General features: G+C 71.8%; 17 protein-coding genes. 12 read left to right on the forward strand and 5 right to left on the reverse strand.

Annotation, left to right across the window (positions count from 1 at the left end; translation table 11 throughout):
- Window positions 1–88 precede the first annotated feature (88 nt).
- Both ACIQM3_RS04520 and ACIQM3_RS04525 read right to left on the reverse strand, forming a co-directional pair.
- Window positions 89–730 (reverse strand): TetR/AcrR family transcriptional regulator, encoded by a 642-nt coding sequence (locus tag ACIQM3_RS04520; protein ID WP_099174612.1) that lies wholly within the window; start codon window positions 728–730, stop codon window positions 89–91.
- 168 nt (window positions 731–898) lie between these two features.
- Window positions 899–1,114 (reverse strand): hypothetical protein, encoded by a 216-nt coding sequence (locus tag ACIQM3_RS04525; protein WP_401618646.1) that lies wholly within the window; start codon window positions 1,112–1,114, stop codon window positions 899–901.
- 111 nt (window positions 1,115–1,225) lie between these two features.
- Here ACIQM3_RS04525 and ACIQM3_RS04530 point away from each other — a divergent pair, with 111 nt between their 5' ends.
- From ACIQM3_RS04530 to moeZ, 12 genes are all read left to right on the forward strand, one after another.
- Window positions 1,226–2,191, forward strand: coding sequence for an alpha/beta fold hydrolase (locus tag ACIQM3_RS04530; protein WP_401618648.1), 966 nt, complete (start codon window positions 1,226–1,228; stop codon window positions 2,189–2,191).
- A gap of 8 nt (window positions 2,192–2,199) precedes the next feature.
- The gene (locus tag ACIQM3_RS04535) at window positions 2,200–3,525 is read left to right on the forward strand and encodes a DUF3152 domain-containing protein (protein ID WP_401618650.1); all 1,326 of its coding nucleotides are present in this window, start codon (window positions 2,200–2,202) and stop codon (window positions 3,523–3,525) included.
- Between the two features lie 90 nt (window positions 3,526–3,615).
- Window positions 3,616–3,711 carry an Ms4533A family Cys-rich leader peptide gene (locus tag ACIQM3_RS04540; protein ID WP_397697135.1) on the forward strand — a complete coding sequence of 32 codons (96 nt, stop codon included), beginning with the start codon at window positions 3,616–3,618 and terminating at the stop codon, window positions 3,709–3,711.
- Between the two features lie 201 nt (window positions 3,712–3,912).
- On the forward strand, window positions 3,913–5,640 hold the full coding sequence (locus ACIQM3_RS04545; RefSeq protein WP_401618654.1) for an ABC transporter substrate-binding protein: 1,728 nt from the start codon (window positions 3,913–3,915) through the stop codon (window positions 5,638–5,640).
- 2 nt (window positions 5,641–5,642) lie between these two features.
- Window positions 5,643–6,659, forward strand: a complete 1,017-nt coding sequence (locus ACIQM3_RS04550) for an ABC transporter permease (RefSeq protein ID WP_401618657.1) — start codon at window positions 5,643–5,645, stop codon at window positions 6,657–6,659.
- A complete protein-coding gene (locus tag ACIQM3_RS04555; protein ID WP_401618660.1) occupies window positions 6,656–7,645 on the forward strand; it encodes an ABC transporter permease in 990 nt (329 codons plus the stop codon). The genes ACIQM3_RS04550 and ACIQM3_RS04555 overlap by 4 nt, the downstream gene beginning before the upstream one ends.
- Window positions 7,642–9,282, forward strand: coding sequence for a dipeptide ABC transporter ATP-binding protein (locus ACIQM3_RS04560; protein WP_401618663.1), 1,641 nt, complete (start codon window positions 7,642–7,644; stop codon window positions 9,280–9,282). The genes ACIQM3_RS04555 and ACIQM3_RS04560 overlap by 4 nt, the downstream gene beginning before the upstream one ends.
- Before the next feature lie 189 nt (window positions 9,283–9,471).
- Complete coding sequence (locus ACIQM3_RS04565) at window positions 9,472–11,280, forward strand: DUF3492 domain-containing protein (RefSeq protein WP_401619990.1); 1,809 nt, start codon at window positions 9,472–9,474, stop codon at window positions 11,278–11,280.
- Window positions 11,281–11,314: 34 nt separating this feature from the next.
- Complete coding sequence (locus ACIQM3_RS04570; RefSeq protein ID WP_401618666.1) at window positions 11,315–12,514, forward strand: hypothetical protein; 1,200 nt, start codon at window positions 11,315–11,317, stop codon at window positions 12,512–12,514.
- 138 nt (window positions 12,515–12,652) lie between these two features.
- Window positions 12,653–13,618 carry an NAD(P)-dependent oxidoreductase gene (locus ACIQM3_RS04575; protein ID WP_099174603.1) on the forward strand — a complete coding sequence of 322 codons (966 nt, stop codon included), beginning with the start codon at window positions 12,653–12,655 and terminating at the stop codon, window positions 13,616–13,618.
- Window positions 13,606–14,433, forward strand: coding sequence for a spherulation-specific family 4 protein (locus ACIQM3_RS04580; RefSeq protein WP_401618671.1), 828 nt, complete (start codon window positions 13,606–13,608; stop codon window positions 14,431–14,433). Before ACIQM3_RS04575 ends, ACIQM3_RS04580 begins: the two co-directional genes overlap by 13 nt.
- An 84-nt stretch (window positions 14,434–14,517) precedes the next feature.
- Entirely contained in the window at window positions 14,518–15,696 is a 1,179-nt protein-coding gene (gene moeZ / locus ACIQM3_RS04585; RefSeq protein WP_401618674.1) for an adenylyltransferase/sulfurtransferase MoeZ, read from the forward strand.
- Window positions 15,697–15,762: 66 nt separating this feature from the next.
- Here moeZ and ACIQM3_RS04590 read toward each other — a convergent pair whose 3' ends face one another.
- From ACIQM3_RS04590 to ACIQM3_RS04600, 3 genes are all read right to left on the reverse strand, one after another.
- Window positions 15,763–17,313, reverse strand: a complete 1,551-nt coding sequence (locus ACIQM3_RS04590) for an alpha/beta hydrolase (protein ID WP_401618677.1) — start codon at window positions 17,311–17,313, stop codon at window positions 15,763–15,765.
- 108 nt (window positions 17,314–17,421) lie between these two features.
- Complete coding sequence (locus tag ACIQM3_RS04595) at window positions 17,422–19,020, reverse strand: alpha/beta hydrolase (RefSeq protein WP_401618680.1); 1,599 nt, start codon at window positions 19,018–19,020, stop codon at window positions 17,422–17,424.
- Window positions 19,021–19,097: 77 nt separating this feature from the next.
- Window positions 19,098–21,893, reverse strand: a complete 2,796-nt coding sequence (locus ACIQM3_RS04600) for a lysylphosphatidylglycerol synthase domain-containing protein (RefSeq protein WP_401618683.1) — start codon at window positions 21,891–21,893, stop codon at window positions 19,098–19,100.
- Window positions 21,894–22,104: the final 211 nt, after the last annotated feature.

A 22,104-nucleotide genomic window follows, 5' to 3' on the forward strand; every position in this document is an offset into this window, starting at 1 on the left:
ACGCAGCACACATTAGCCCGGTGAAGGGACGGACCACGGGTCGACCGGCAACGCCCGCAGCGAACACCGGCCGCGGCTCACGCCGTGTTCAGTGCTGATCGGCGCCGTGCAGCGGGAATCCGGCGATGCCGCGCCAGGCCAGCGACGTCAGCAGTTGTACGGCGGAGTCGCGCGGAATGCCGGACGGGCTGGAGAGCCAGTAGCGCGCCACGACCTGGGAGACGCCGCCGAGGCCGACCGCGAGCAGCATCGATTCGTCCTTGGACAGGCCCGTGTCACCGGCGATGACGTCGGAGATGGCCTCCGCGCACTGCAGCGAGACCCGGTCGACCCTCTCGCGGACCGCCGGCTCGTTGGTCAGGTCGGACTCGAAGACCAGACGGAAGGCACCGCCCTCGTCCTCCACGTACGCGAAGTAGGCGTCCATCGTCGCTTCGACGCGCAGCTTGTTGTCCGTGGTCGAGGCGAGCGCCGTACGGACCGCCTGGAGCAGTGACTCGCAGTGCTGGTCGAGCAGGGCGAGGTAGAGCTCCAGCTTTCCGGGGAAGTGCTGGTAGAGCACCGGCTTGCTGACGCCGGCCCGCTCGGCGATGTCGTCCATCGCCGCGGCGTGGTAGCCCTGGGCGACGAAGACCTCCTGGGCGGCGCCCAGCAGCTGATTGCGTCGGGCACGGCGGGGCAGCCGGGTGCCCCGCGGGCGCGCCGCCTCTGTCTGCTCGATGGCTGTCACGCCGCCTCCCAAATTCGTGATCGAACACAGCCGTACCGTGAACGCTGCGCCGTGGGGCCATCGTACTTTTGAGTAACCCGGGTGCGCGCGGCGCGGACGCAGAATTTCACGGACCGGACGGCTGCGGAAGCCGCAGAAACGTCGGCCCATGCCGCAAAGCGGTGCGTTTTACCGGTAATCGTCCTCATCTTGTGTGACAACGCGGGCCTGCTCCGCCGCATCCGCCTCGTTCGCGGTGGACCGGTCGATTCCGGTGAGCGGTTCGTCGCGCTCCGGCCGGACGGTGGCCCGCTGCTCGGCGGTGTCGGCTTCGGGGGCTTCGGGGTCCGGTTCGTCCGGCTGCGGATCCTCGAACGTCTCCGGGTCGCTCGGGTCGACCGTCATGATGACTCCCTTCCTTCCCTTGCAGCCTAGGAGCAAGCCTCCAGGGGCGCGATGCGGCCTGTGACCGCGAACACATGAACCACCGCGTGATCGTCTCGTAACATTGCCCCCATGTCTTCGACCGAGCTGCCCGGTATCAATGCCGCCGCCGCCGCGGTGGCGCCCACGGTCAGTCCCGTCCGGGTCGCGGAGGGTGAGGAGCTGCGCTCCGTCGCGCTGCCCGGCCTCACCCTGACCGTCCGTTCGCGCCCGCCGGAGGCGGAGGGGCAGGATCCCGCCCTCTTCGTGCACGGGCTTGGCGGCTCCTCCCAGAACTGGTCGGCCCTGATGCCGCTGCTGGCGGACACGCTCGACAGCGAGGCGGTCGATCTGCCCGGCTTCGGGGACTCTCCGCCGCCGGACGACGGCAACTACTCCGTCACCGGACACGCCCGGGCGGTGATCCGGCTGCTGGACGCCGGCGGGCGCGGTCCCGTTCACCTTTTCGGTAACTCTTTGGGTGGCGCTGTTGCCACCCGGGTCGCGGCCGCCCGGCCCGATCTGGTGCGCACCCTGACGCTGATCTCCCCGGCCCTGCCCGAGATCCGGGTCCAGCGGCCCGCCGTGCCGACCGCACTGCTCGCACTCCCGGGCGTCGCATCCCTGTTCGTCCGGCTCACCCGGGACTGGACCGCGGAGCAGCGCACCCGCGGTGCCATGGCACTCTGTTACGGCGATCCGGCACGTATCTCCGACGAAGCCTTCCGTCACGCGGTGGCCGAGATGGAGCGCCGGCTTGAACTGCCGTACTTCTGGGACGCCATGACGCGCTCGGCACGGGGCATCGTCGATGCCTACACGCTGGGCGGACAGCACGGGCTGTGGCGCCAGGCCGAGCGGGTGCTCGCACCGACCCTGCTGGTGTACGGCGGACGGGACCAGCTGGTCTCGTACCGGATGGCACGCAGGGCGTCCGCGGCCTTCCGCGAGTCGCGCCTGCTGACACTGCCCGAGGCGGGGCACGTGGCGATGATGGAGTACCCGGAGGCGGTCGCCCAGGCGTTCCGGGAACTGCTCGACGAACGTGGCAGGAGCTGATCCGGGGCGTGGGACGACACAGTCGAAAGGGCCCCGAGGCCACCCGGCTCGACACCGGGACCGCGGCAGGCACCGGTGCGGAACGCGGCACCGGCCGACGCGGGCGGGACCCCGTCACACCGCCTCCGCGGGACGGCCACAGCCCGTTCCGCGACGCCCCGCAGGTGCGCGGCGGCCACCCCGAACAGCGTGAACCGGGCGGCGGCTGGGGGACCGGCCCGCAACCGGGTGACGACGGCCGGAGGAACCCGGAGGGCCCCGGCGCCCAAGAGCTCTTCCGGGCCAGGCAGGACGCCATCGCGCGGCAGCGGGCGGCGCAGCAGGCGGCAGGGCGGCGCACGGCCGGGCCGCAGACCGGCAGCGCCGCGCTGATACCGGGCCCGCGCAGGGAGTTCCTGGAGGCCTTCGACACCGCACCCTCGCGTCCCGCACCCCCGGCTCCGCCCGAGGACACGGCCCGGACCCCCATGGAGCCCGGCGGACCAGACGAGGCTCCGGACGACGAGGCCACCCCGCCGGCCAAGGGGGGCAGGGGCCGCGCTTTCACAGGGATCGCGGCAGCCGCCGTGACCACGGTGCTCGCGGTCGTGGTCGCCGGACAGGTGGCACAGGACTCCGGGAGCGCCGGGGACGGCCCGCAGACCACGGGCGTCGACCGGCAGGACTCCGAGGACGCCTCCCGTTCGGTGGACCGGGCGACCCCCGAGGTGCAGAGGCAGGAGGTCAAGCCCCTGTCGTACGCGCAGAAGATGGCCACCGCCTTCCCGCTGGCGCCGGACCTGAAGGCGTCCGGAAAGTTCGAGGCGGTACCGGGGCTGGCGAAGGCTCCCGGCAAGGGAGACAAGTACCAGTACCGGATCGATGTCGAACAGGGGATGGGTCTCGACGCGGGGCTGTTCGCCGAAGCGGTGCAGAAGACGCTGAACGACGACCGCAGTTGGGCGCACAACGGCACCATGACCTTCGAGCGGATCTCCTCCGGCGAACCCGATTTCGTCATCACTCTCGCGAGTCCGGGGACCACGGGCGTCTGGTGCGCGAAGTCCGGCCTCGACACCACCGAGGACAACGTCTCCTGCGACTCCGCCGCCACCGACCGCGTGATGATCAACGCCTACCGCTGGGCGCAGGGCGCCTCGACCTTCGGGGCGGACAAGCTCCTGCCCTACCGTCAGATGCTGATCAACCACGAGGTCGGCCACCGGCTGGGACACAACCACGTGAGCTGCCGCACCCCCGGCGCTCTGGCGCCCGTGATGCAGCAGCAGACCAAGACCCTGAACCTGGACGGCATCAAATGTCGCCCCAACCCCTGGGTTTATCCGGGGAGTTGAGCCGCCTCGGAGGCCGTCCTGTCCGTATGGCGGGACGGCTGTCTCAGTGCGCGTTGACATCGGGAGAGGGGTCGGTCCATATTTCTCCGCATGTCACGCAGCCCCGCATTCTCCGAGCGCGCCGCCCTTGAGCTGGCGCTCCTCGGCGTGGCCGGGCACTGCGTAGCCGACATTCTCTGTCGCTGACGCCTGCTCGAGCGCGCGTCGGCCCCCTGACGAGCCCTTTCCGGACTCCTCGGCCCCTTCTCTGCCGCGCCCGGGCGTATTCCGTCCGCAGGCGCGGCATTCCGGTATCCGGTTCCCTTCCCGTCATCGGGGCGGGACCCGCTGCGCCCGCGGGACATGTCTCCTCCTCCCTGCCGCAGCACACCGAGAGGTCATCTTCCGATGAGTCAGCCGTCCGTCATATCGCGCCGCGTGGCGACCACCGCCGCTGTCAGCCTTGCCCTGGTCGCCGGCCTCGCGGCCTGCGCGGGGCCCCAGGACAACGGGGGGAGCGGCGGCTCCGGCACCTCGGGCAAGCCGCAGAAGGGCGGCACGCTCACGGTCCTCAACAGCAACCCGCAGGAGGACTTCGACCCGGCGCGGCTCTACACCTCCGGCGGCGGCAACGTCCCCTCCCTGGTCTTCCGCACGCTCACCACCCGCAACCGGGAGAACGGTGCGGCGGGCGCCGAGGTCGTCCCCGACCTGGCAACCGACCTGGGCACGCCCAGCAAGAACGCCACCGTCTGGACGTACACCCTCAAGGACGGGCTGAAGTACGAGGACGGCACCGCGATCACCAGCGCGGACATCAAGTACGGCATCGAGCGGTCCTTCGCCGCCGAACTCTCCGGCGGCGCGCCCTACCTGCGCGACTGGCTGATCGGCGGGGCCGACTACCAGGGCCCGTACAAGGACAAGAAGGGCCTCGACTCGATCGAGGTGCCGGACGAGAAGACCATCGTCTTCCACCTGAACAAGCCCGAGGGTGAGTTCCCGTACCTCGCCACGCAGACCCAGACCACCCCGGTGCCCCAGGCCAGGGACACGGGCACCAAGTACGAGGAGCACCCCGTCTCCTCGGGGCCGTACAAGGTCGTCTCGAACGAGAACGACGGCGAGCGGCTCGTCCTGGAGCGCAACGAGCACTGGTCGGCCGGCACCGACGAGGAGCGCAAGGCCTACCCGGACAAGATCGACGTACGCTCCGGCCTGGACTCCGCCGTCATCAACCAGCGGCTCTCCGCCTCGCAGGGCGCCGACGCCGCGGCCGTCACCACCGACACCAACCTCGGCCCGGCCGAGCTCGCCAAGGTGTCGGGCGACAAGAAGCTCGCCGCCCGCGTCGGCACCGGCCACTTCGGCTACACGAACTACATCGCCTTCAACCCGAAGGTGAAGCCGTTCGACGACCCGAAGGTGCGTCAGGCGATCGCCTACGCCGTCGACCGCTCCTCCGTGATCAACGCGGCGGGCGGCTCCTCGCTCGCCGAGCCCGCCACCACCTACCTGCCGAACCAGAAGTCCTTCGGCTACACGGCCTACGACCACTTCCCGGCGGGCGAGACCGGCAACGCGGCGAAGGCCAAGGAGCTGCTGAAGGAGGCCGGTCACCCGAAGGGCCTGAAGGTCACCCTCACGCACTCCAACGACAAGGACTTCGAGACCAGCCCGGAGATCGCCACGGCGCTCCAGGCGGCCCTCAAGAAGGCGGGCATCACCGTCGAGCTGAAGGGGCTGGAGGGCAACGACTACTCCGACACCATCCACAGCGCGTCCAAGGAGCCGGGCTTCTTCCTCGCCCACTGGGGTGCCGACTGGCCCTCCGGCGGTCCGTTCCTCGCGCCGATCTTCGACGGCCGCCAGATCGTGAAGGACGGTGCCAACTTCAACACCGGCTTCCTGGACGACGCGTCGGTCAACAAGGAGATCGACGAGATCAACAAGCTCACCGACCTGGACGCCGCCGCGGTGCGCTGGGGCGCGCTCGACAAGAAGATCGGCGAGAAGGCGCTGACGGTGCCGCTCTTCCACCCGGTCTACAAGCGGCTCTTCGGCCAGGACGTCAAGAACGTGGTCATCAGTGACTGGACCGGCGTCCTCGACATCTCGCAGACCGCGGTCAAGTAACCATGTCGGAAGCACTTCTGGTCCAGGAGGCGGGAGCGGCGCAGGTCGCCGCCCCCGCCTCGGGGGCCCGGCAGTTCTGGCGGAGGCTGCGCGCCCAGCGCGCGGCCACCGTCGCGGCGGCCGTGGTCCTCCTGCTCTTCCTGACCGCGATCGGTGCGCCCCTGCTCGCCGCGCTCGCGGGCCAGGACCCCGACACCTACCACCCCGGCCTCGTCGACTCGGCGGCCGGCGGGGTCCCCATCGGCTCCTTCGGCGGCATCGGCGCGGACCACTGGTTCGGCGTCGAACCGCAGACCGGCCGCGACCTCTTCGCCCGCGTCGTCTACGGGGCCCGGGTCTCGCTCGGCGTGGCCGTCGCGGCCACCGTCCTCCAGGTCGCCATCGGCGTGGTGGTGGGGCTCGCGGCCGCCCTCGGCAACCGTCTGGTCGACCAGGTCCTCAGCCGGATCACCGACATCAACGTCGCCCTGCCGCTCATGGTCATCGCCCTGGGCCTGCTCGCGATCGTGCCGTCCTCCTTCCCCAGGCCCGTCCTGATCGCGCTGGTCATCGGCGGCATCAACTGGGCGGGTACGTCGAAGATCGTGCGCGCCCAGGCGCTCGCCCTGAAGTCGCTCGACTTCGTCTCCGCCGCACGGCTCAGCGGCCGCGGGCGGTGGAGCATCGCCCGGCGCGAACTGCTGCCGTCGCTCGCCGCGCCCGTCATCACGTACGCCGCGCTGCTCTTCCCCGTCAACATCACCGTCGAGGCGGCCCTGTCCTTCCTCGGCGTCGGCATCAAGCCGCCCACACCCTCCTGGGGGCAGATGCTCACCGAGGCCGACACCTGGTACCAGTCGGCCCCCACCTATCTCCTGCTGCCCGCCGGGCTGCTCTTCGTCACCGTGCTCGCGCTGACCGTCCTCGGCGAGGGCGTCCGTACGGCACTCGACCCACGGGCCGCGTCCCGGCTGCGGATCGGCACCGGACGCAAGGAGCGCAAGGAGCGCAAGGAACGTACGAAGGAGCAGGCCTCGTGACCGGATTCCTGCTGCGGCGGCTCGGCGGCGCCGTCTTCGTGCTGCTCTCCCTCACCGTCATCCTGTACGCGGTCTTCTACGTCGCCCCGGGCGACGTCGCCCAGATCGCCTGCGGTCCGCGCTGCTCACCCGCCCAGGTAGCCCAGGTCACGGAGCAACTCCGGCTCGACGACCCCGTGTACACGCAGTACTGGCACTTCCTCCAGGGCATCGTCGCCGGGCGCGACTTCTCCACCGGCACGGGCGTGGAGCACTGCTCCGCACCCTGCCTCGGGGTCTCGTACCAGAGTGACCAGCAGGTCATGCGGCTGATCCTGACCAAGCTGCCGGTCACCGGCTCGCTCGTCATCGGCGCCTTCGCCCTGTGGATCCTGCTCGGCGTCGGTACGGGCGTACTGTCCGCCTGGCGGCGGGGCCGGATCACCGAGCGGGTCCTCACAGGGCTGACCCTGGCCGGGACCGCCACCCCGGTCTTCGTCATCGGGCTGCTGCTCATCATCATCTTCTGCTCCACGCTGCAGTGGCTGCCGTCGCCCACCTATGTGCCCTTCGGCGAGAACCCCGAGCAGTGGGCCTGGGGTCTCCTGCTGCCCTGGGTGTCCCTGGCGCTCATCGAGTCCGCCAAATACGCCCGGCTGACCCGCAGCTCCATGCTGGAGACGCTCGCCGAGGATCATGTGCGCACCTTCCGCGCCTACGGCGTCAGCGAGCGCGCCATCATCGGGCGGCACGCGCTGCGTGGTGCGCTCGCCCCCGTGATCGCGCTCAGTGCCCTGGACTTCGGCTCCATGTTCGGCGGCGCGGTGCTCACCGAGTCCCTCTTCGGGATCCCGGGCATCGGGCGGGAACTGGTCCACGCCGTCAAGGTCGTCGACCTGCCCGTGGTCGTCGGCATGGTGCTGGTGACCGGCTTCTTCGTGGTGCTCGCCAATGCCGTCGCGGACATGCTGTACGCGACGGCCGACCGACGGGTGGTCCTGTCATGACAACGCCGCTGGTCCAGGTCGAGGACCTCACCATCGACTTCGGCACCGTCCGCGCCGTGGACGGGCTCTCCTTCACCCTGGAGGCGGGCGCCGCCCTCGGCGTCGTCGGCGAGTCCGGCTCAGGCAAGAGCGCCTCCGCCTCCGCGCTGCTCGGGCTGCACCGGGGCACCGGCGCCCGGGTCACCGGGACCGTCCGGGTCGCCGGTACGGACGTGGGCGCGGCGGACGAGGCCGGCCTGCGGGCGCTGCGGGGCGCGAAGGCCGCGATGGTCTTCCAGGACCCGCTCTCCTCGCTGGACCCGTACTACACGGTCGGCGACCAGATCGCCGAGGTGTACCGGGTGCACAACTCCGTCTCCCGGCGCGCCGCCCGGGCCCGGGCCGTCGAGGTGCTGGACCGGGTCGGCATCCCGGACGCCGCCCGGCGCGCGCGGTCCCGGCCGCACGAGTTCTCCGGCGGGATGCGGCAGCGCGCTCTCATCGCGATGGCCCTGGCCTGCGAACCCCGGCTGATCGTCGCGGACGAGCCGACCACCGCCCTCGACGTCACCGTGCAGGCCCAGATCCTGGACCTGCTGCACGACCTGCGCCGCGAGACGGGCATGGGGCTGCTGCTGGTCACCCACGACGTGGGCGTCGCGGCGGAGAGCGTGGACGACATCCTGGTCATGCGGCACGGCCGTGCGGTGGAGCGCGGCCCGGTCGCCGAGGTGCTGGGCGCCCCCTGGCAGCCGTACACCCGCGAGCTCCTGGCGTCCGTACCGAGGATCGACGAGAAGCGGGCCGGCGTCCCCGGCCCGAGGACCGTGACCCAGGACGCCGTGCCGCTCCTCGAAGCGGACGGTCTGCGGCGTGAGTTCGGCCGGGGCTCCGGCCGTGTCACCGCCGTGGACGGTGTCTCGCTCACCGTCCACGCCGGTGAGACCCTCGGCATCGTGGGGGAGAGCGGGAGCGGCAAGACGACGCTCGGACGCATGCTGGTGCGGCTGACCGACCCGACGGCGGGCCGGCTGCGGTACGGCGGCAGGGACATCGGCTCGCTGCCGGAGAGGGACCTCCGTCCGTTCCGCCGCGAGCTCCAGATGGTCTTCCAGGACCCCGTCGCCTCGCTCAACCCGCGCCGCTCGATCGGTGAGTCCGTGGCCGATCCGCTCCGGGCCGCGGGGGAGACCGACGAGACCCGGATCCGGGACCGCGTGCGCGAACTGCTGGAGAGGGTCGGCCTCGACGCCGGCCGGTACGAGCGCTATCCGCACGAGTTCAGCGGCGGTCAGCGACAGCGGATCGGCATCGCGCGCGCCCTCGCCGCCGAGCCGAAGCTGATCGTGTGCGACGAGCCGGTCTCCGCGCTCGACGTCACGACGCAGGCCCAGGTGATCGCACTCCTCGCGGAGCTCCAGCGGGAGCTCTCCATCGGACTCGTCTTCATCGCCCACGATCTGGCCGTCGTGCGGCAGGTCAGCGACCGGGTGGCGGTGATGCGCCAGGGCCGGATCGTCGAGCAGGGCGTCGTCGACGAGGTGTACGGATCGCCGCGGGACCCGTACACGAAACAGCTCCTGGCGGCGGTCCCCGCGCTCGATCCCGCACACGCGGCGGCCCGCCGTGCGATCCGCTCGGAGCTGGCCGCAGCCTGACTCTGTGTCACCAGGCGCCCGCATATCGCAACAGAACGCGACTGAGGCGGGAAAGTTACGCCGGTTCACCCCTTTCGGTGGTGCGACGGACAACCGTCCGTCGCACCGCCTATGTATCCGCATACGGTCGTCCCGCTGCGAGTCGCCGAGCAACGGCGGCTGCCCACAAGGGAGATCGGGGGTGTGCTCGTGCGGATCGGACTCCTCACGGACGGTGGTTATCCGTATGCGACCGGTGAGTCCAGACTCTGGTGCGACCGCCTGGTGCGCGGCCTTCCCCAGCACGAGTTCGACCTCTTCGCGCTCAGCCGCTCCGCTGACCAGGAACAACAGGGCTGGGTCAGACTCCCCGACCGGGTCGGCAGAGTGCGGACGGCGCCGATGTGGACGCATGAGGAGGATCCCCGGCACACCGACCGCCCCCGGGGCCTGACGGGCAGGATCGCCACCGGCCTGGGGCGCTCCTACGGGCGACGGGACCGACGGCGCTTCACGGCGCACATGACGGTGCTCGTCGGCGCGGTGTGCGCCGGCACGGAGACGGGGCCGGAATCCGAGGGCGCGGACGTCGGGACGGCCGCCGGCCTCTTCACGGAAGGCCTCTACGGCCTGGCCGAACTGGCCCGGGAACGCGGTGGTCTGCACCACGCCCTGCGCTCCGAGACGGCCGTACGCATCGTGGAGGCGGCCTGCCGCGCGCCGGGCACCGGGCGGACCGTCCACAGCGCCACCGTCCCCGACTACCTCGCCTTCGTGGCCGAGCTGGAGCGCACCCTGCGCCCCCTCTCCCTCGACTGGTACGACGAGGACAGCCTCGGCGCGGTCGATCTCTGTCATGCGGCCTCCGGCGGCGCGGCCGCACTGCCGGGACTGCTGGCCAAACGCTTCTTCGGGGTGCCGCTGCTGGTGACGGAGCACGGCGTGCCGCTGCGGGCCCACTACCTCGCGGCGCCCCAAGCCCCGCTCGGTGCGCCGGTGCGCGCCCTGCTGGCCAACTTCCACGGGCTGCTCGCCTCGGAGGTCTACCGGCAGGCCGCGCTGATCACCCCCGGCAACACCCATGTCCGCCGCTGGCAGGAGCGGTTCGGCGCCGACCGCGGCAAGCTGCGCACGGTCTACCCGGGCATGGAGGCGGAGCGGTTCGGGGCCGTGGGGGAGGGCGACGACGACGGCGGCCCCGGCACCCTGGTGTGGATCGGGCGGATCGAACCCGCCAAGGACCTGATCGCCCTGCTCCACGCCTTCGCCGAGGTGCGCAGGGCCGAGCCCGACGCGCGGCTGCGCATCTTCGGCGCGCCCGTCCAGGGGAGTGAGGCTGACACCTACCTCGCCCACTGCAGGGCGCTGGCCGCCCAGCTCTTCCCCGACGAGGCCACGGACGCACACGCCGTCGGCGACAACCCGGTCACCTTCGAGGAGATCGGCGGCCCCGAGGTGCCCGACCTCGCGGAGGCCTACGCCGCGGGTGGCGTCGTCGTGCTCTCCAGCGTCGTCGAGGGCTTTCCCATCAGCCTGGTCGAAGCGATGTTCTGCGCCCGGGCCACCGTATCGACGGACGTCGGCGCCGTCGTCGAAGTCGTCGGCGGTACAGGGCTGGTGGTGCCCCCGCGCAATCCGCGGGCGCTCGCCGACGCCTGCGTCGCGCTCCTGCGTGACCCCGAGCGCCGCGCACGCCTGGGCGCGGCGGCGCGCGCCAGGGCGCTCGAACTCTTCACCGTCGAGCAGAACCTCACGGCATTTCGCGGCATTTACCTCGACCTGGTGGGCCACGCCCCGGCCCGTTGGGTGACGCCGCCGGATCCGCAGGATCCGGCCGGCCCGCCGCGCCCCTTCGCCACCCCTCCGGAGGCCCATGTGCTGGGTGTTCTGCCCTCCGACCGGACGCCGGTGGCCCTGCCCGCCGGGGTCGCCGCCGGTGCCTCCAGGGTGCCGAGCTGGGCGCTCGGCGAGGAAGGCGTGTGCGCGGGCGCACGCGGGGCGGGTGACGGCGATGCGTGACGGCATGAGCGGACGCGATCACGGAGGAGCCCCGATGGGCAGACCGAACGACACCCCGGGCCAGGACGCCGGGGACGAGCCGGCGGACGAGAGCCCGGGTGCGGTCCGTGCCGCTGTCCGGGCACCCGAGATCGCCTACCACCCCGCCCGCAGGTCAGTGGTCCGGCGCGGCCCCGCGGACCCCGTGAAGGCACTCATGCACCGGCACCGGGACCTCTGCGAGCACGCCGTCGACCCCCTGGAGATCGCCGCCGGTCTGGAGGCGCACGGGCTCACCGACCGGACCGCCGCGCGCTACCGGCACCGTGACGTCTTCTCGCTCGCGGAGGAGCTCTACGCCCGCGTCCCCGGCGCCGGCAGGTCCGTCCCCCGAACCCCCGGGCCGCAGCAGGACCCCGGCAAGGAGGCGCGGGCCGGATGGGCGCTCCCGGCGCTGCTCCCCGGCGCCGCCTGCCTCGCGACCGCCGGGGCGCTCAGGGTGACCGAGGGAGTGCTCGGCGGCGAAGCCCGGCTCGCGGTGACCGCCGCCGGGGCGGTGCTCGTCCTCCTCGGGCTCCGGCTCGCTCTGCGAGGCGGCCCGCTGCGCGCCCCGGACGGCACCGGCGGCGTCACGCTGTACGTCTGCTGGCTCCTCGGCTACGTCGTGTACGGCGACGACCTGCTCGCCCAGGTCATCAGCGGTGGGCCCGACGGCCACTGGACCGCCGCACCCGCCCCCCTGCTCGGGCTCGCACTCGCCCTGGCCCCCGCGGCCTGGTGCGCCCACCTGTTCGCGGCGCACGCGCGCCGCCGGCTCGCCGGATCCCACGGGCTGTCGGACTTCGGCGCCGGCGTGCGCCCCCTGCTCTTCGGCGTCCTCGCGCTCTTCCTCTGCGCGCTGACCGCGCTGCTGTTCCTCGCCGACCTCGGCCACCCCGGCGCGGGAGGCCCCCTCGTGGGCCCTGCCGCCCTCGGTGCCCTGCTCTTCCTGGCCCGGCTGCTGGCCGTCCACGGTTTCCCCGAGCCCGCGGCCACCGGACTCGCCGCCGCCTGCGCCGTGGAAGTGGCGGCCCCCTTCCTGGTCCTGGCCGGGCGGCTGCCCGGCCTCGGCCTCCTCGCCCGGCCCGTCGACGCCGTCGTCGTCGCGGCCGGACCCGGCGGCGTACCCGTGCTCGCCTGCGGCATCGCCGCGTTCGGGCTGCTGGTCCACGCATCGGTCACCCTCACACGGGCATCCGCCCACGCCACGGCCTAGCCGGGCCCCCTATCCCCACCCCGCGGAGCCGACGCCGCGGGTCTCCCGTACCGCACACACCTTCCTCAAGGAGACACCGGACATGACCCCCCAATCCCCCGCACCGGCAGCTCGCCGTCGGCACCGAAGGGGCGCGCGATGAGGGTTCTGCTGCTCGGAGCGAACGGGTTCCTCGGGCGCTTCGTCGCCGACCGGCTGCTCGCCGACCCGGCCGTGCACCTCACGGCGCTCGGCCGCGGCGACGACGCCGACGTGCGCTTCGACCTCGCGGGCGGCAGCCCAGGAGCGCTCACCCGCTTCCTGGACGCCGTCCACCCCGGGGTCGTCGTCAACTGCGCGGGTGCCACCCGCGGTGGGGCCCGGGACCTGACCCGCCACAACACCGTCGCCGTGGCCACCGTCTGCGAGGCCATGCGCCGCAGCGGCTGCAGCGCACGGCTCGTCCAGGTCGGCTGCGCGTCCGAGTACGGGCCCTCGCAGCCCGGCTCGTCCACCGCCGAGGACGCCGTACCCCGTCCGGGAGGTCCGTACGGCGTCAGCAAGCTCGCCGCCACCGAGCTGGTCCTCGGCTCCGGCCTGGACGCGGTCGTCCTGCGGGTCTTCTCGCCGGTGGGCCCCGGGACCCCGGCCGGCTCCCCGCTCGGCCGGCTCGCCGAGACCATGCGGCGCGCCATGCAGACCGGTGACCCCGAGCTCAAGCTCAGCGGCCTCGGCGTGCAGCGCGACTTCGTCGACGTACGCGATGTGGCGCGTGCCGTGCACGCCGCCTCGCTCTCCGCTGCCCAGGGCGTCGTCAACATCGGCACCGGCCGGGCCGTACGGCTGCGTGACGCGGCGGCGGTCCTCGCCAGGGTCGCCGGTTACGCCGGCGCGCTCCACGAGCTCGACACACCCCCCGGCCGGCTCCCCATCGGCGCCCCCCGTGCTTCCTCGGAATCGGTCGTGGAGCACCTCGCCGCGACCCCGTCCCCCTATCCCGACGGCTGCGGCGCCTGGCAGCAGGCCGATGTGCGCACCGCCCGGGACCGGCTCGGCTGGCGCCCCCGTATCAATCTGGAGGAGTCCCTCGCGGACATCTGGATGGAGGCGGCGTGCCGCATCTGACCAGCACCGGCTCCACACTGCGGACCGGCGGGGCGGAACAGCTCGGCGTCGGCGTGCCCGGATACGCGCACCCGCTGCTCGCGCCCGCCGAATGGGCCGGGCTCAACCGGCCGGGCACGCCGCTGCACTGGGCCGTCCTCAACATCGACAACGGGCCGGGCGCCCGGCCCGACCCGCACTGTCTGGAGGCCGCCGGGCGACTGCGCAACGCCCGAGAGCGGGCTCTGCACGGAGAGGCGCCCGAGGACGCCGTCCGGGCCTCGGGGGGCCGGCTGCTGGGCCAGCTCGACCTGGCCTTCGGCGGCCGTCCCTTCGGTGAGCTGATCGCCGACGCCCAGTCCTACCTGGACTGGTACCGCGTCGGCGGCTTCTATCTGGACCGCTGCCCGGAGGGACGTGACGGGCTCCAAGCGGTCCGCCGGCTGACAAGTACCCTCTCCGCGCTGCTGGCCGACAGTGACAGCGCGGACGAGGAGGGCGGGCGGCTGGTCCTGGGCCACGGCACCCACCCGCACCCCGGCTACGCCGAGGCCGCCGATCAACTGGTCACCTTCCGGGGGCCGTGGGCCGACTACCGCTGGTCCCAGGTGGCCGAGTGGACCGCCGCGTACGAACCAGGCCGGTTCGCGCACTTCGTCCACGGGGTCCCGCGCACACATCTGGAGGAGGCCCTGCGCATCGCCCGATGGCAGGGCGCGGGCACGATCTTCTTCACGGACCGGGACGGCGCGAAGGGGCAAACCGATCCATTTGCGGCACTGCCCAGCTACTGGGACGAATTCGTCTCGCGGATCGGACCTGGTATCTCGGAATGAGGAGCGGCGTGGCAGTGTTACGGGAGAACAACCGTACGTAGATGAAGTACGTAGAAACCGACCACCTGCATTGTTGAGGTTCCTGTGTCGCTGCCACCCCTGGTCGAGCCAGCTGCTGAGCTCACCGTCGATGAGGTCCGCAGGTACTCCCGCCACCTGATCATCCCGGATGTCGGGATGGACGGACAGAAGCGGCTGAAGAACGCGAAGGTGCTCTGTGTCGGCGCCGGCGGCCTCGGCTCGCCGGCCCTGATGTACCTGGCCGCGGCCGGTGTCGGCACGCTCGGCATCGTGGAGTTCGACGAGGTCGACGAGTCGAACCTGCAGCGCCAGATCATCCACAGTCAGGCCGACATCGGCCGGTCCAAGGCCCAGTCGGCCAAGGACTCGGTGCTGGGTATCAACCCGCTGGTGAACGTCGTCCTTCACGAGGAGCGGCTCGAAGCCGAGAACGTGATGGACATCTTCGCGCAGTACGACCTGATCGTGGACGGCACGGACAACTTCGCCACCCGCTATCTCGTCAACGACGCCGCGGTCCTGCTGAACAAGCCGTACGTCTGGGGCTCGATCTACCGCTTCGACGGCCAGGCGTCCGTGTTCTGGTCCGAGCACGGCCCCTGCTACCGCTGCCTCTACCCGGAGCCGCCGCCCCCCGGCATGGTTCCGTCCTGCGCCGAGGGCGGTGTCCTGGGCGTGCTCTGCGCGTCCATCGGCTCCATCCAGGTCAACGAGGCCATCAAGCTGCTCGCCGGTATCGGTGACCCGCTGGTCGGCCGTCTGATGATCTACGACGCGCTGGAGATGCAGTACCGCCAGGTCAAGGTCCGCAAGGACCCCGACTGCGCGGTCTGCGGCCCGAACGCCACCGTCACGGAGCTCATCGACTACGAGGCCTTCTGCGGCGTCGTGTCCGAGGAGGCCCAGGAGGCGGCGGCCGGTTCCACGATCACTCCCAAGCAGCTCAAGGAGTGGATCGACGGCGACGAGAAGATCGAGATCATCGACGTCCGCGAGCCGAACGAGTACGAGATCGTCTCGATCCCGGGCTCCCGGCTGGTCCCGAAGAACGAGTTCCTGATGGGCACCGCCCTCCAGGACCTTCCGCAGGACAGGCGCATCGTCCTGAACTGCAAGACCGGCGTCCGCAGCGCCGAGGTCCTCGCGGTCCTCAAGTCGGCGGGCTTCGCCGACGCGGTGCACGTCGGCGGCGGCGTCATCGGCTGGGTCAACCAGGTCGAGCCCGAGAAGCCGGTCTACTAGACCTGCGAACGTGACGTACGAAGGGGCCGGCTCCGAGGGGAGCCGGTCCCTTCGCGTATCCGGGGCTCAGGAGCAGGTGCGTCCGTCCGCCGGGACCTTCCCCTCGAGGAAGTAGGCGTCGACGAGCGAGGTCACGCAGGCGCTCTCGCCGTAGGATCCGTGTCCCTCGCCCTTGTTGGTCAGCGTGACGCCGACCCCCTCGCCCAGTTCGTCCGCCATCCGCTGCGCGCCCTCGTACGGGGTCGCCGGGTCGCCGGTCGTGCCGATGACCAGGATCGGGGCGGCACCCGGAGCGCTCGCCTCCGGGGTGTCGTGCTCCCCTTCGACCGGCCACCCCGCACACCAGCCGGCCGTGTCCCAGGCCAGGAACGGGCCGAAGACCGGTGACAGCTCCCGGAATTCGGGGAGCAGCGCCCGGGCCTCGGCAGCCGTCGGCCTCGCCTTGGCGTCGGCGCACGAGATCGCCCGCTGGGAGTGGCTCTGGGTGTCGTAGTGCCCCTTCCCGTCGCGGCCGTTGTACGAGTCGGCCAGTTGGAGGAGTCCGTCGCCCGTGCCCCTGTCCTCCGCCTCGTCGAGCGCGGCTGTCAGGGTGGGCCAGCCGCTCTTCGAGTAGAGGGGGGCCACGATGCCGGTGACGGCGAGCGATTCGTTGAGTTCGCGCCCGGAGGAGGTCGGCAGCGGGTCCTGGTCGATCCGCTCCAGCAGCTCCGCTATCCGACGGGTGCCGGCTGTCGGGTCCTGGCCGCGGTCCTTCAGATAGTTCTCCAGGGCCCGCTGGAATCCCGTCGCCTGATTACGGGCGTGTCCCACCGAGTCGGCCGTCGGGTCGACCACGGCGTCCAGCACGACCCTCCCCACGGTCCCGGGGAAGAGGTGCGCGTAGGTCCCGCCGAGCTCCGTACCGTAAGAGATGCCGAAGTACGACAGCTTCTCGTCGCCGAGTGCCCGGCGGATCGCGTCCATGTCCCGGGCGGCGTTCACCGTGCCGACGTGGGGGAGCACCGCGGCGGAGAGACGCTCGCAGCCGGCGCCGAAGTCCCTGCCGTCCCCGATGAACGCGGACTCCTCAGCCGGGGTGTCCGGGGTCATGTCGATCTCCCGGTAGGCCGTCTCCTGCTCCTTGTCGCCGCGGCAGCGGACCCCCGCACTGGCCGCGACCCCGCGGGGGTCGAAGCCCACCAGGTCGTAGCGGGTGTTGAGCTCCTTGTACGAAGCTGCGGCGCGCGGCAGGATGCCGACTCCTGAGCCTCCGGGGCCGCCGAAGTTGAACAGCATCGAACCGAGCCGCTCGCTCTTCCTCGTGGCCGCCTTGCGGATCAGCGCGATGCCGATCGTCCTCCCGTCCGGCCGTGCGTGGTCCAGGGGGACGTCGAGCGTGGCGCACCGCCAGGCGGGGCCCGGCGCGGTGCCGCCCTCCGGGGCGTCGCAGCGCTTCCAGTCCAGGGGCCGGGACGGGCCGGGTGCCCGGGACGAAGCCCCTGAGGCCCCCGGAGAGGCGCCCTTGGACGACTGCGGTGGTGCCGGGCCGTCGTCACACCCCGTCAGGACCGCCGTCGTCAGCAGCAGAGCCGCCCCGGCGAGCGCCGCGCTTCCACGCGCCCGTCCACGTACGCGCATGCGCGCTTCCTCCCCCGTGCCCGAAGGCCCCGTGCCCGAAGGCCCCGTGCCCGAAGGCCGCCCGGCGGCGGCCGGGCTGTCACCGGTGTCCGGCCGTTCAACGAGCGGTCACTCGCAGACCGTTCCCGACTTCGGGACCTTCCCTTCGAGCAGATAGCCGTCCACGGCCCGCTGCACGCAGGTGCTGCCGCCGTTGTACGCCCCGTGCCCCTCGCCCTTGTACGTCAGCTCGACCCCGACTCCCTTGCCGAGCTCGGCGGCCATCGCCTTCGCTCCGGCGTACGGCGTCGCCGGGTCCCCGGTGTTGCCGATCACCAGGATCGGGGCCGAACCGGGCGCGCTGACGTCCGGGGTGTCCCAGGCGCCCGCGACGGGCCAGCCGGTGCAGGCCATCAGCCCCCAGCCGAGGTAGTCGCCGAACACGGGGGAGGCCTTACGGAATGCGGGGAGCGCCTTCCTGGTCTGCTCCAGGGTGAACCGCTGCTCGGAGTCCGCGCAGTTGATGGCGGCGTTGGCGGCGTTCGAGTTGTCGTAGTGCCCGTCCTCGGAGCGGCCGTTCAGCGAGTCGGCGAGCGCGAGCAGTAGTCCGCCGTTCCTGCCGTCCGCCTCGTCGAGGCCTTGTTCGAGCAACGGCCAGGTCTCCTTGGAGTAGAGGGCCGAGGCGATGCCGGTGGTGGCCTGGGTCTCGGTCAGCTTCCGGTCGCCGAGCCCCGGGACGGGCGTCTTCTCCAGCTTGGCCAGGAGAGCGGCGATCCAGTCCTGGACCTCCTTGGAGGTGGCACCCGGGAGCCTGCAGTCGTCGCGCTCGGCGCAGTCGGCGGTGAAGTTGTCCAGGGCGAGCTGGAAACCCTCCGCCTGGCCGAGTGAGGACTTCAGGGAGTCCTCCGTCGGATCGACCACCGCGTCCAGGACGGCCCGGCCGACCCTTTTGGGATACAGGTGGGCGTAGACGCCGCCCAGTTCGGTGCCGTACGAGATCCCGAAGTAGTACAACTTGTCGTCACCGAGCACCTGGCGCAGCAGATCCATGTCCCGGGCCGCGTTCGTCGTGCCGACATAGGGCAGCTCGTCCCCGGAGTTCTCCTCGCAGTCCGCGATGTAGGACTTCTGGTCCTCGACGAACGCCTTCTCCTCCTCGGCGTCGTCCGGGGTCCCGTCCTGCTCGTAACGCTCGTCCAGCGTGCTGTCGTCCGAGCACTCGACGCCCTCGCTGCGGCCGACCCCGCGCGGGTCGAAGCTCACCAGGTCGTAGCGGGTGCGGAGCGCGTCGTACGCGGTGCCGAACGACGGCAGCGTGGCGACACCGGAGCCCCCGGGGCCGCCGAAGTTGAAGATCAGCGAACCGATCCGCCGGTCCTTGTTCCGTGCGGCCGCGCGGATGAGCGCCAGTTCGATGGTCCGGCCCTCCGGGTCCGCGTAGTCGAGGGGTACGTCCATGAAGGAGCACTCCCACGACGTCCCGCCCGGTAGTGGCGAGGGGGACGTGCCGCTGCCCTGGGCCCGGTCGGGGGCCGTGCACGGCTTCCAGTCGAGTTTCTGGGAGGACAGCTCCTCCGCCGTCGCCGTCGGGGAGGCCGTCGACGCGGCCGACGGCCTCGCACTTCCCGTACCTCCGTCGTCCCCGTCGTCCGAACACGCCGCCAGTGGCAGCAGCACGGTGGCGGTGGCGGCGAGGGCGGCGGCACGCAGAGCGGGGGAGGTCCTCATGACCCCATCGTGCGGCGGGGCGCGGTGGTCCGCGCGGGGCGTCGTCCATGCGGGTGGCACGCCCTCGCGCGTACGTTCTAGAGCTCTTCCTTACGGGTCAGCTGGTTGAAGCAGATCCAGCCGGGAAGGACCGGCAGCCAGAGCGTCATCACGCGGTACAGCAGCACGGCCGGCGCCGCGACCTCCTTCGGCAGCCCCACCGCGATCAGACCCAGGGTCAGCGCGCCCTCGACGGCGCCCATACCGCCCGGGGTGGGCGCCGCGGACCCGATGGCGTTGCCCGCGAGGAAGACCACGGCGATGCTGGCGTAACTGAGCTGGGGGACGTCCGGACCGCTGAACGCGCGGATCGACGCGTCGAGGCAGAGGACGAACAGCCCGGTCAGCAACAGCATGCCGCCGATGCCGGTGATCAGCTTCTGCGGGCGCTGCACCACGTCGAGCATGCGGGGGACCACGCCGGCGAACAGCGACCGTACCCGGGTGACGACGAACTTCCGCAGGAACGGGATCGCGGTCACCACCAGCACGAGCACGGCGACCGTGAGCAGTCCCGCGATGACCGTCCTCGACGGGGTGAGCGAGTCGGGGGTCTTCTCCGTGCCGGTCAGATAACCGAACAGGGCGAGCAGCAGGATGTGGCAGCCGAGGCCGAACAGCTGGGAGGCGCCCACGCTCGCGACGGCGAGTCCCGGGCGCACCCCGGCGCGCTGCAGGAAGCGCGTGTTCAGCGCCACACCGCCGACCGCCGCCGGTGCCACGATCTTCACGAACGACCCGGCCACCTGTGCCAGCACGGTCTTCCCGAAGGGCACCCGCTCGGGCACGAAGCCGAGCAGGCTCATGGCCGCGGCGACATAGCTCAGAGCCGAGAAGCCCAGCGCGGCCGCCACCCAGCCCCACTCCGCCTGCTCCACCACCGTGCCGAAATCGGCCTCGGTGACCTGGGAGATCAGGAAGTACGCGGCGATGGAACCCGCGATGAAGCTGAAGAGGGTGCGCGGCTTGATGCGCTCCAGGCGGACCGGTTCGACCGGCGCCTGCGGCCTGATCAGCAGCACCTGGCGGCGGATCTGGGCCAGCATGTCCTCCTCGCGGGCCTCTTCCAGAGCGTCGTCTATCGCCCGCTTCTCGGCCTGCTTCTCCGTGCGCAGCGACTTGCGGACGGCCTTGCGGTCGCTGGTCTCCGAGCCGTGTTCCTCCGCCTTGGTCTGCTTCGCCGCCTGCGAGGCCTCCAGCACCGCCTCACGCTCGCGCTGCGAACGCTCCCGGGCGATCCTGCGCAGCGTCGCCCGGGTGGAGCGGCTCAGCGCGATCGGCTGGAGCAGCGGCAGGCAGTCGGCGACGGCGTCGGGACCGAGCACGGCGAGCGCCCCCTCGACGGCCCGTTCGGCGCCCACACGCAGACCGGTGGTGGTGAGCAGCTGGGCGACGTCCATGCGCAGGACCAGGTCGCCGGCGGCGATCTCGCCGCCCCGCAGGTCCGTGACGAACACCGTGCCGGAACCGTCCACCAGAATGGCGTCCCCGGTGAGCCTGCGATGCGCGATCCGCCGCGACTGGAGCGCCCGCACCTGGCGCCAGGCGCCCCGCACCAGGTCGTCGGTGATCTCCTCGTCCTCCATCGCGTCCAGCGAGCGCCCGCCGATGTGCTCGTACACGAGCATCACGGCGTCGGGGCCGAGCTCGGACGTGGCGATCAGCTTGGGCGCGTTGGCTCCGGCGGCGATCGCCGCGTACGCGAGGAGTGCCTCCTGCTCCAGGGCCTGGCGCAGGGACAGGATGGAGCGTCGCTGGGTGATGCTGCGCAGGGTGAGCCTGCGCCACACCCGGTAGAAGAACCCCTGGGCCTGCTGTTCACGGTCGACGACCGTGACGTCCAGCGGTGGCCCGTCCTCCAGGGTCACCAGATAGCGGCGGCCCCGGTCGCTCTGGTCGATGTTGTCGGGAGCGTCCTCCGTGCGCATCGCGGCGACCGGACGGAAGCCGACGTGGCGCAGACCGGCCATCAGATGCTGGCCGGTCGGACGGACGTTCGGCGAGCCGACCGCGTACAGCGTGCCGTACGCCACGGTCCAGCCGATCAGCACGGTGAGGACGATCGAGAACGGGGTGGTGTAACCGCCGACCAGCATCGCGAAGGCGTCCAGGAGCAGCACCACCCACAGGACGACCCGCCAGCGAGGTCTGCGGGCCATCCCGACCGCCGTCATATAGGCGATGACGGGAGCGAGATATCCGTGCACGGGGTCGGTGAGCGCGTCACCGGGCTGGGGCTGGGTCAGGGCGTCCCGGATCGTCCCGGACGCCGACCTGGCGACCCACAGGTCGGTGGCCAGGGTCACCCCGTGCGCCAGTACGGCGGCGAGCACCCCGTCCGCGATCCGCAGCCCGTCGCGTTTCACCAGACGCTCGATCGCGAAGGCGACCGGCACGAGGAGCACGGCGATGCTGGACACCAGGCCCGCGATCTTGATCAGCAGATCGGGGGCCTGGTCGGTGCCCTTGGAGATGTCGTCCTCGAGGCCGGTGGTGGTCCCCTGGGCGAACGCGGCGACGGAGAACAGCAGAGCGATCGCGAGGACCCCGATGAGGAGCCGCAGCAGATCGGAGGGGCGGTGGACCCGGGCGGGCAGCAGGGGCTCGTCGCCGGATACGCGGTCCGTCAGTCCCGTGCCGGCCGACGCGAGTGTCGAGCCCGCGAGGTGCTCCGCGGACGCTCCAGGGGTCTCTTCGGACGTCCCGGGAGTCTTCTCCGACGCCCTGGGGATCTTCCCGGAATCGGGTGCACCGGGGCCGCCGGAACCAGGGACGTCGGGCGCGTCCGGGCGCGGCTCGGCGTCAGAGGCGCCCGCCGCCTTCGGTGGCTGCACGCCCTGCTCCTTAGCCTCTGACGAATCTTCGTGTTCTCGTATCACCGGTCACCGCCCGCATGATGGTGGCACGGCCTGCAGACAGAGGGGGGCATCAGGGTGCATTGCGCGGGCGCGATGCGCAACATACGCGGCTTCGCCGCCGCGCGCGCGGTGTCCGACCGGAGCGGCCCGGCACAGCCCCGGTTGTCGGTGGCGTACGGCAGGATGG

Origin of the sequence: Streptomyces sp. NPDC091271 (genome assembly GCF_044757505.1) — a bacterium.
In the GTDB taxonomy this organism is placed as follows: domain Bacteria; phylum Actinomycetota; class Actinomycetes; order Streptomycetales; family Streptomycetaceae; genus Streptomyces.

Coding starts and splice junctions, on each gene's coding strand:
- ACIQM3_RS04525 (WP_401618646.1), bottom strand. CDS start 1,114: ATGACGGTCGACCCGAGCGACCCGGAGACGTTCGAGGATCCGCAGCCG.
- ACIQM3_RS04530 (WP_401618648.1), top strand. CDS start 1,226: ATGTCTTCGACCGAGCTGCCCGGTATCAATGCCGCCGCCGCCGCGGTG.
- ACIQM3_RS04540 (WP_397697135.1), top strand. CDS start 3,616: ATGTCACGCAGCCCCGCATTCTCCGAGCGCGCCGCCCTTGAGCTGGCG.
- ACIQM3_RS04545 (WP_401618654.1), top strand. CDS start 3,913: ATGAGTCAGCCGTCCGTCATATCGCGCCGCGTGGCGACCACCGCCGCT.
- ACIQM3_RS04550 (WP_401618657.1), top strand. CDS start 5,643: ATGTCGGAAGCACTTCTGGTCCAGGAGGCGGGAGCGGCGCAGGTCGCC.
- ACIQM3_RS04560 (WP_401618663.1), top strand. CDS start 7,642: ATGACAACGCCGCTGGTCCAGGTCGAGGACCTCACCATCGACTTCGGC.
- ACIQM3_RS04570 (WP_401618666.1), top strand. CDS start 11,315: ATGGGCAGACCGAACGACACCCCGGGCCAGGACGCCGGGGACGAGCCG.
- ACIQM3_RS04575 (WP_099174603.1), top strand. CDS start 12,653: ATGAGGGTTCTGCTGCTCGGAGCGAACGGGTTCCTCGGGCGCTTCGTC.
- ACIQM3_RS04590 (WP_401618677.1), bottom strand. CDS start 17,313: ATGCGCGTACGTGGACGGGCGCGTGGAAGCGCGGCGCTCGCCGGGGCG.
- ACIQM3_RS04595 (WP_401618680.1), bottom strand. CDS start 19,020: ATGAGGACCTCCCCCGCTCTGCGTGCCGCCGCCCTCGCCGCCACCGCC.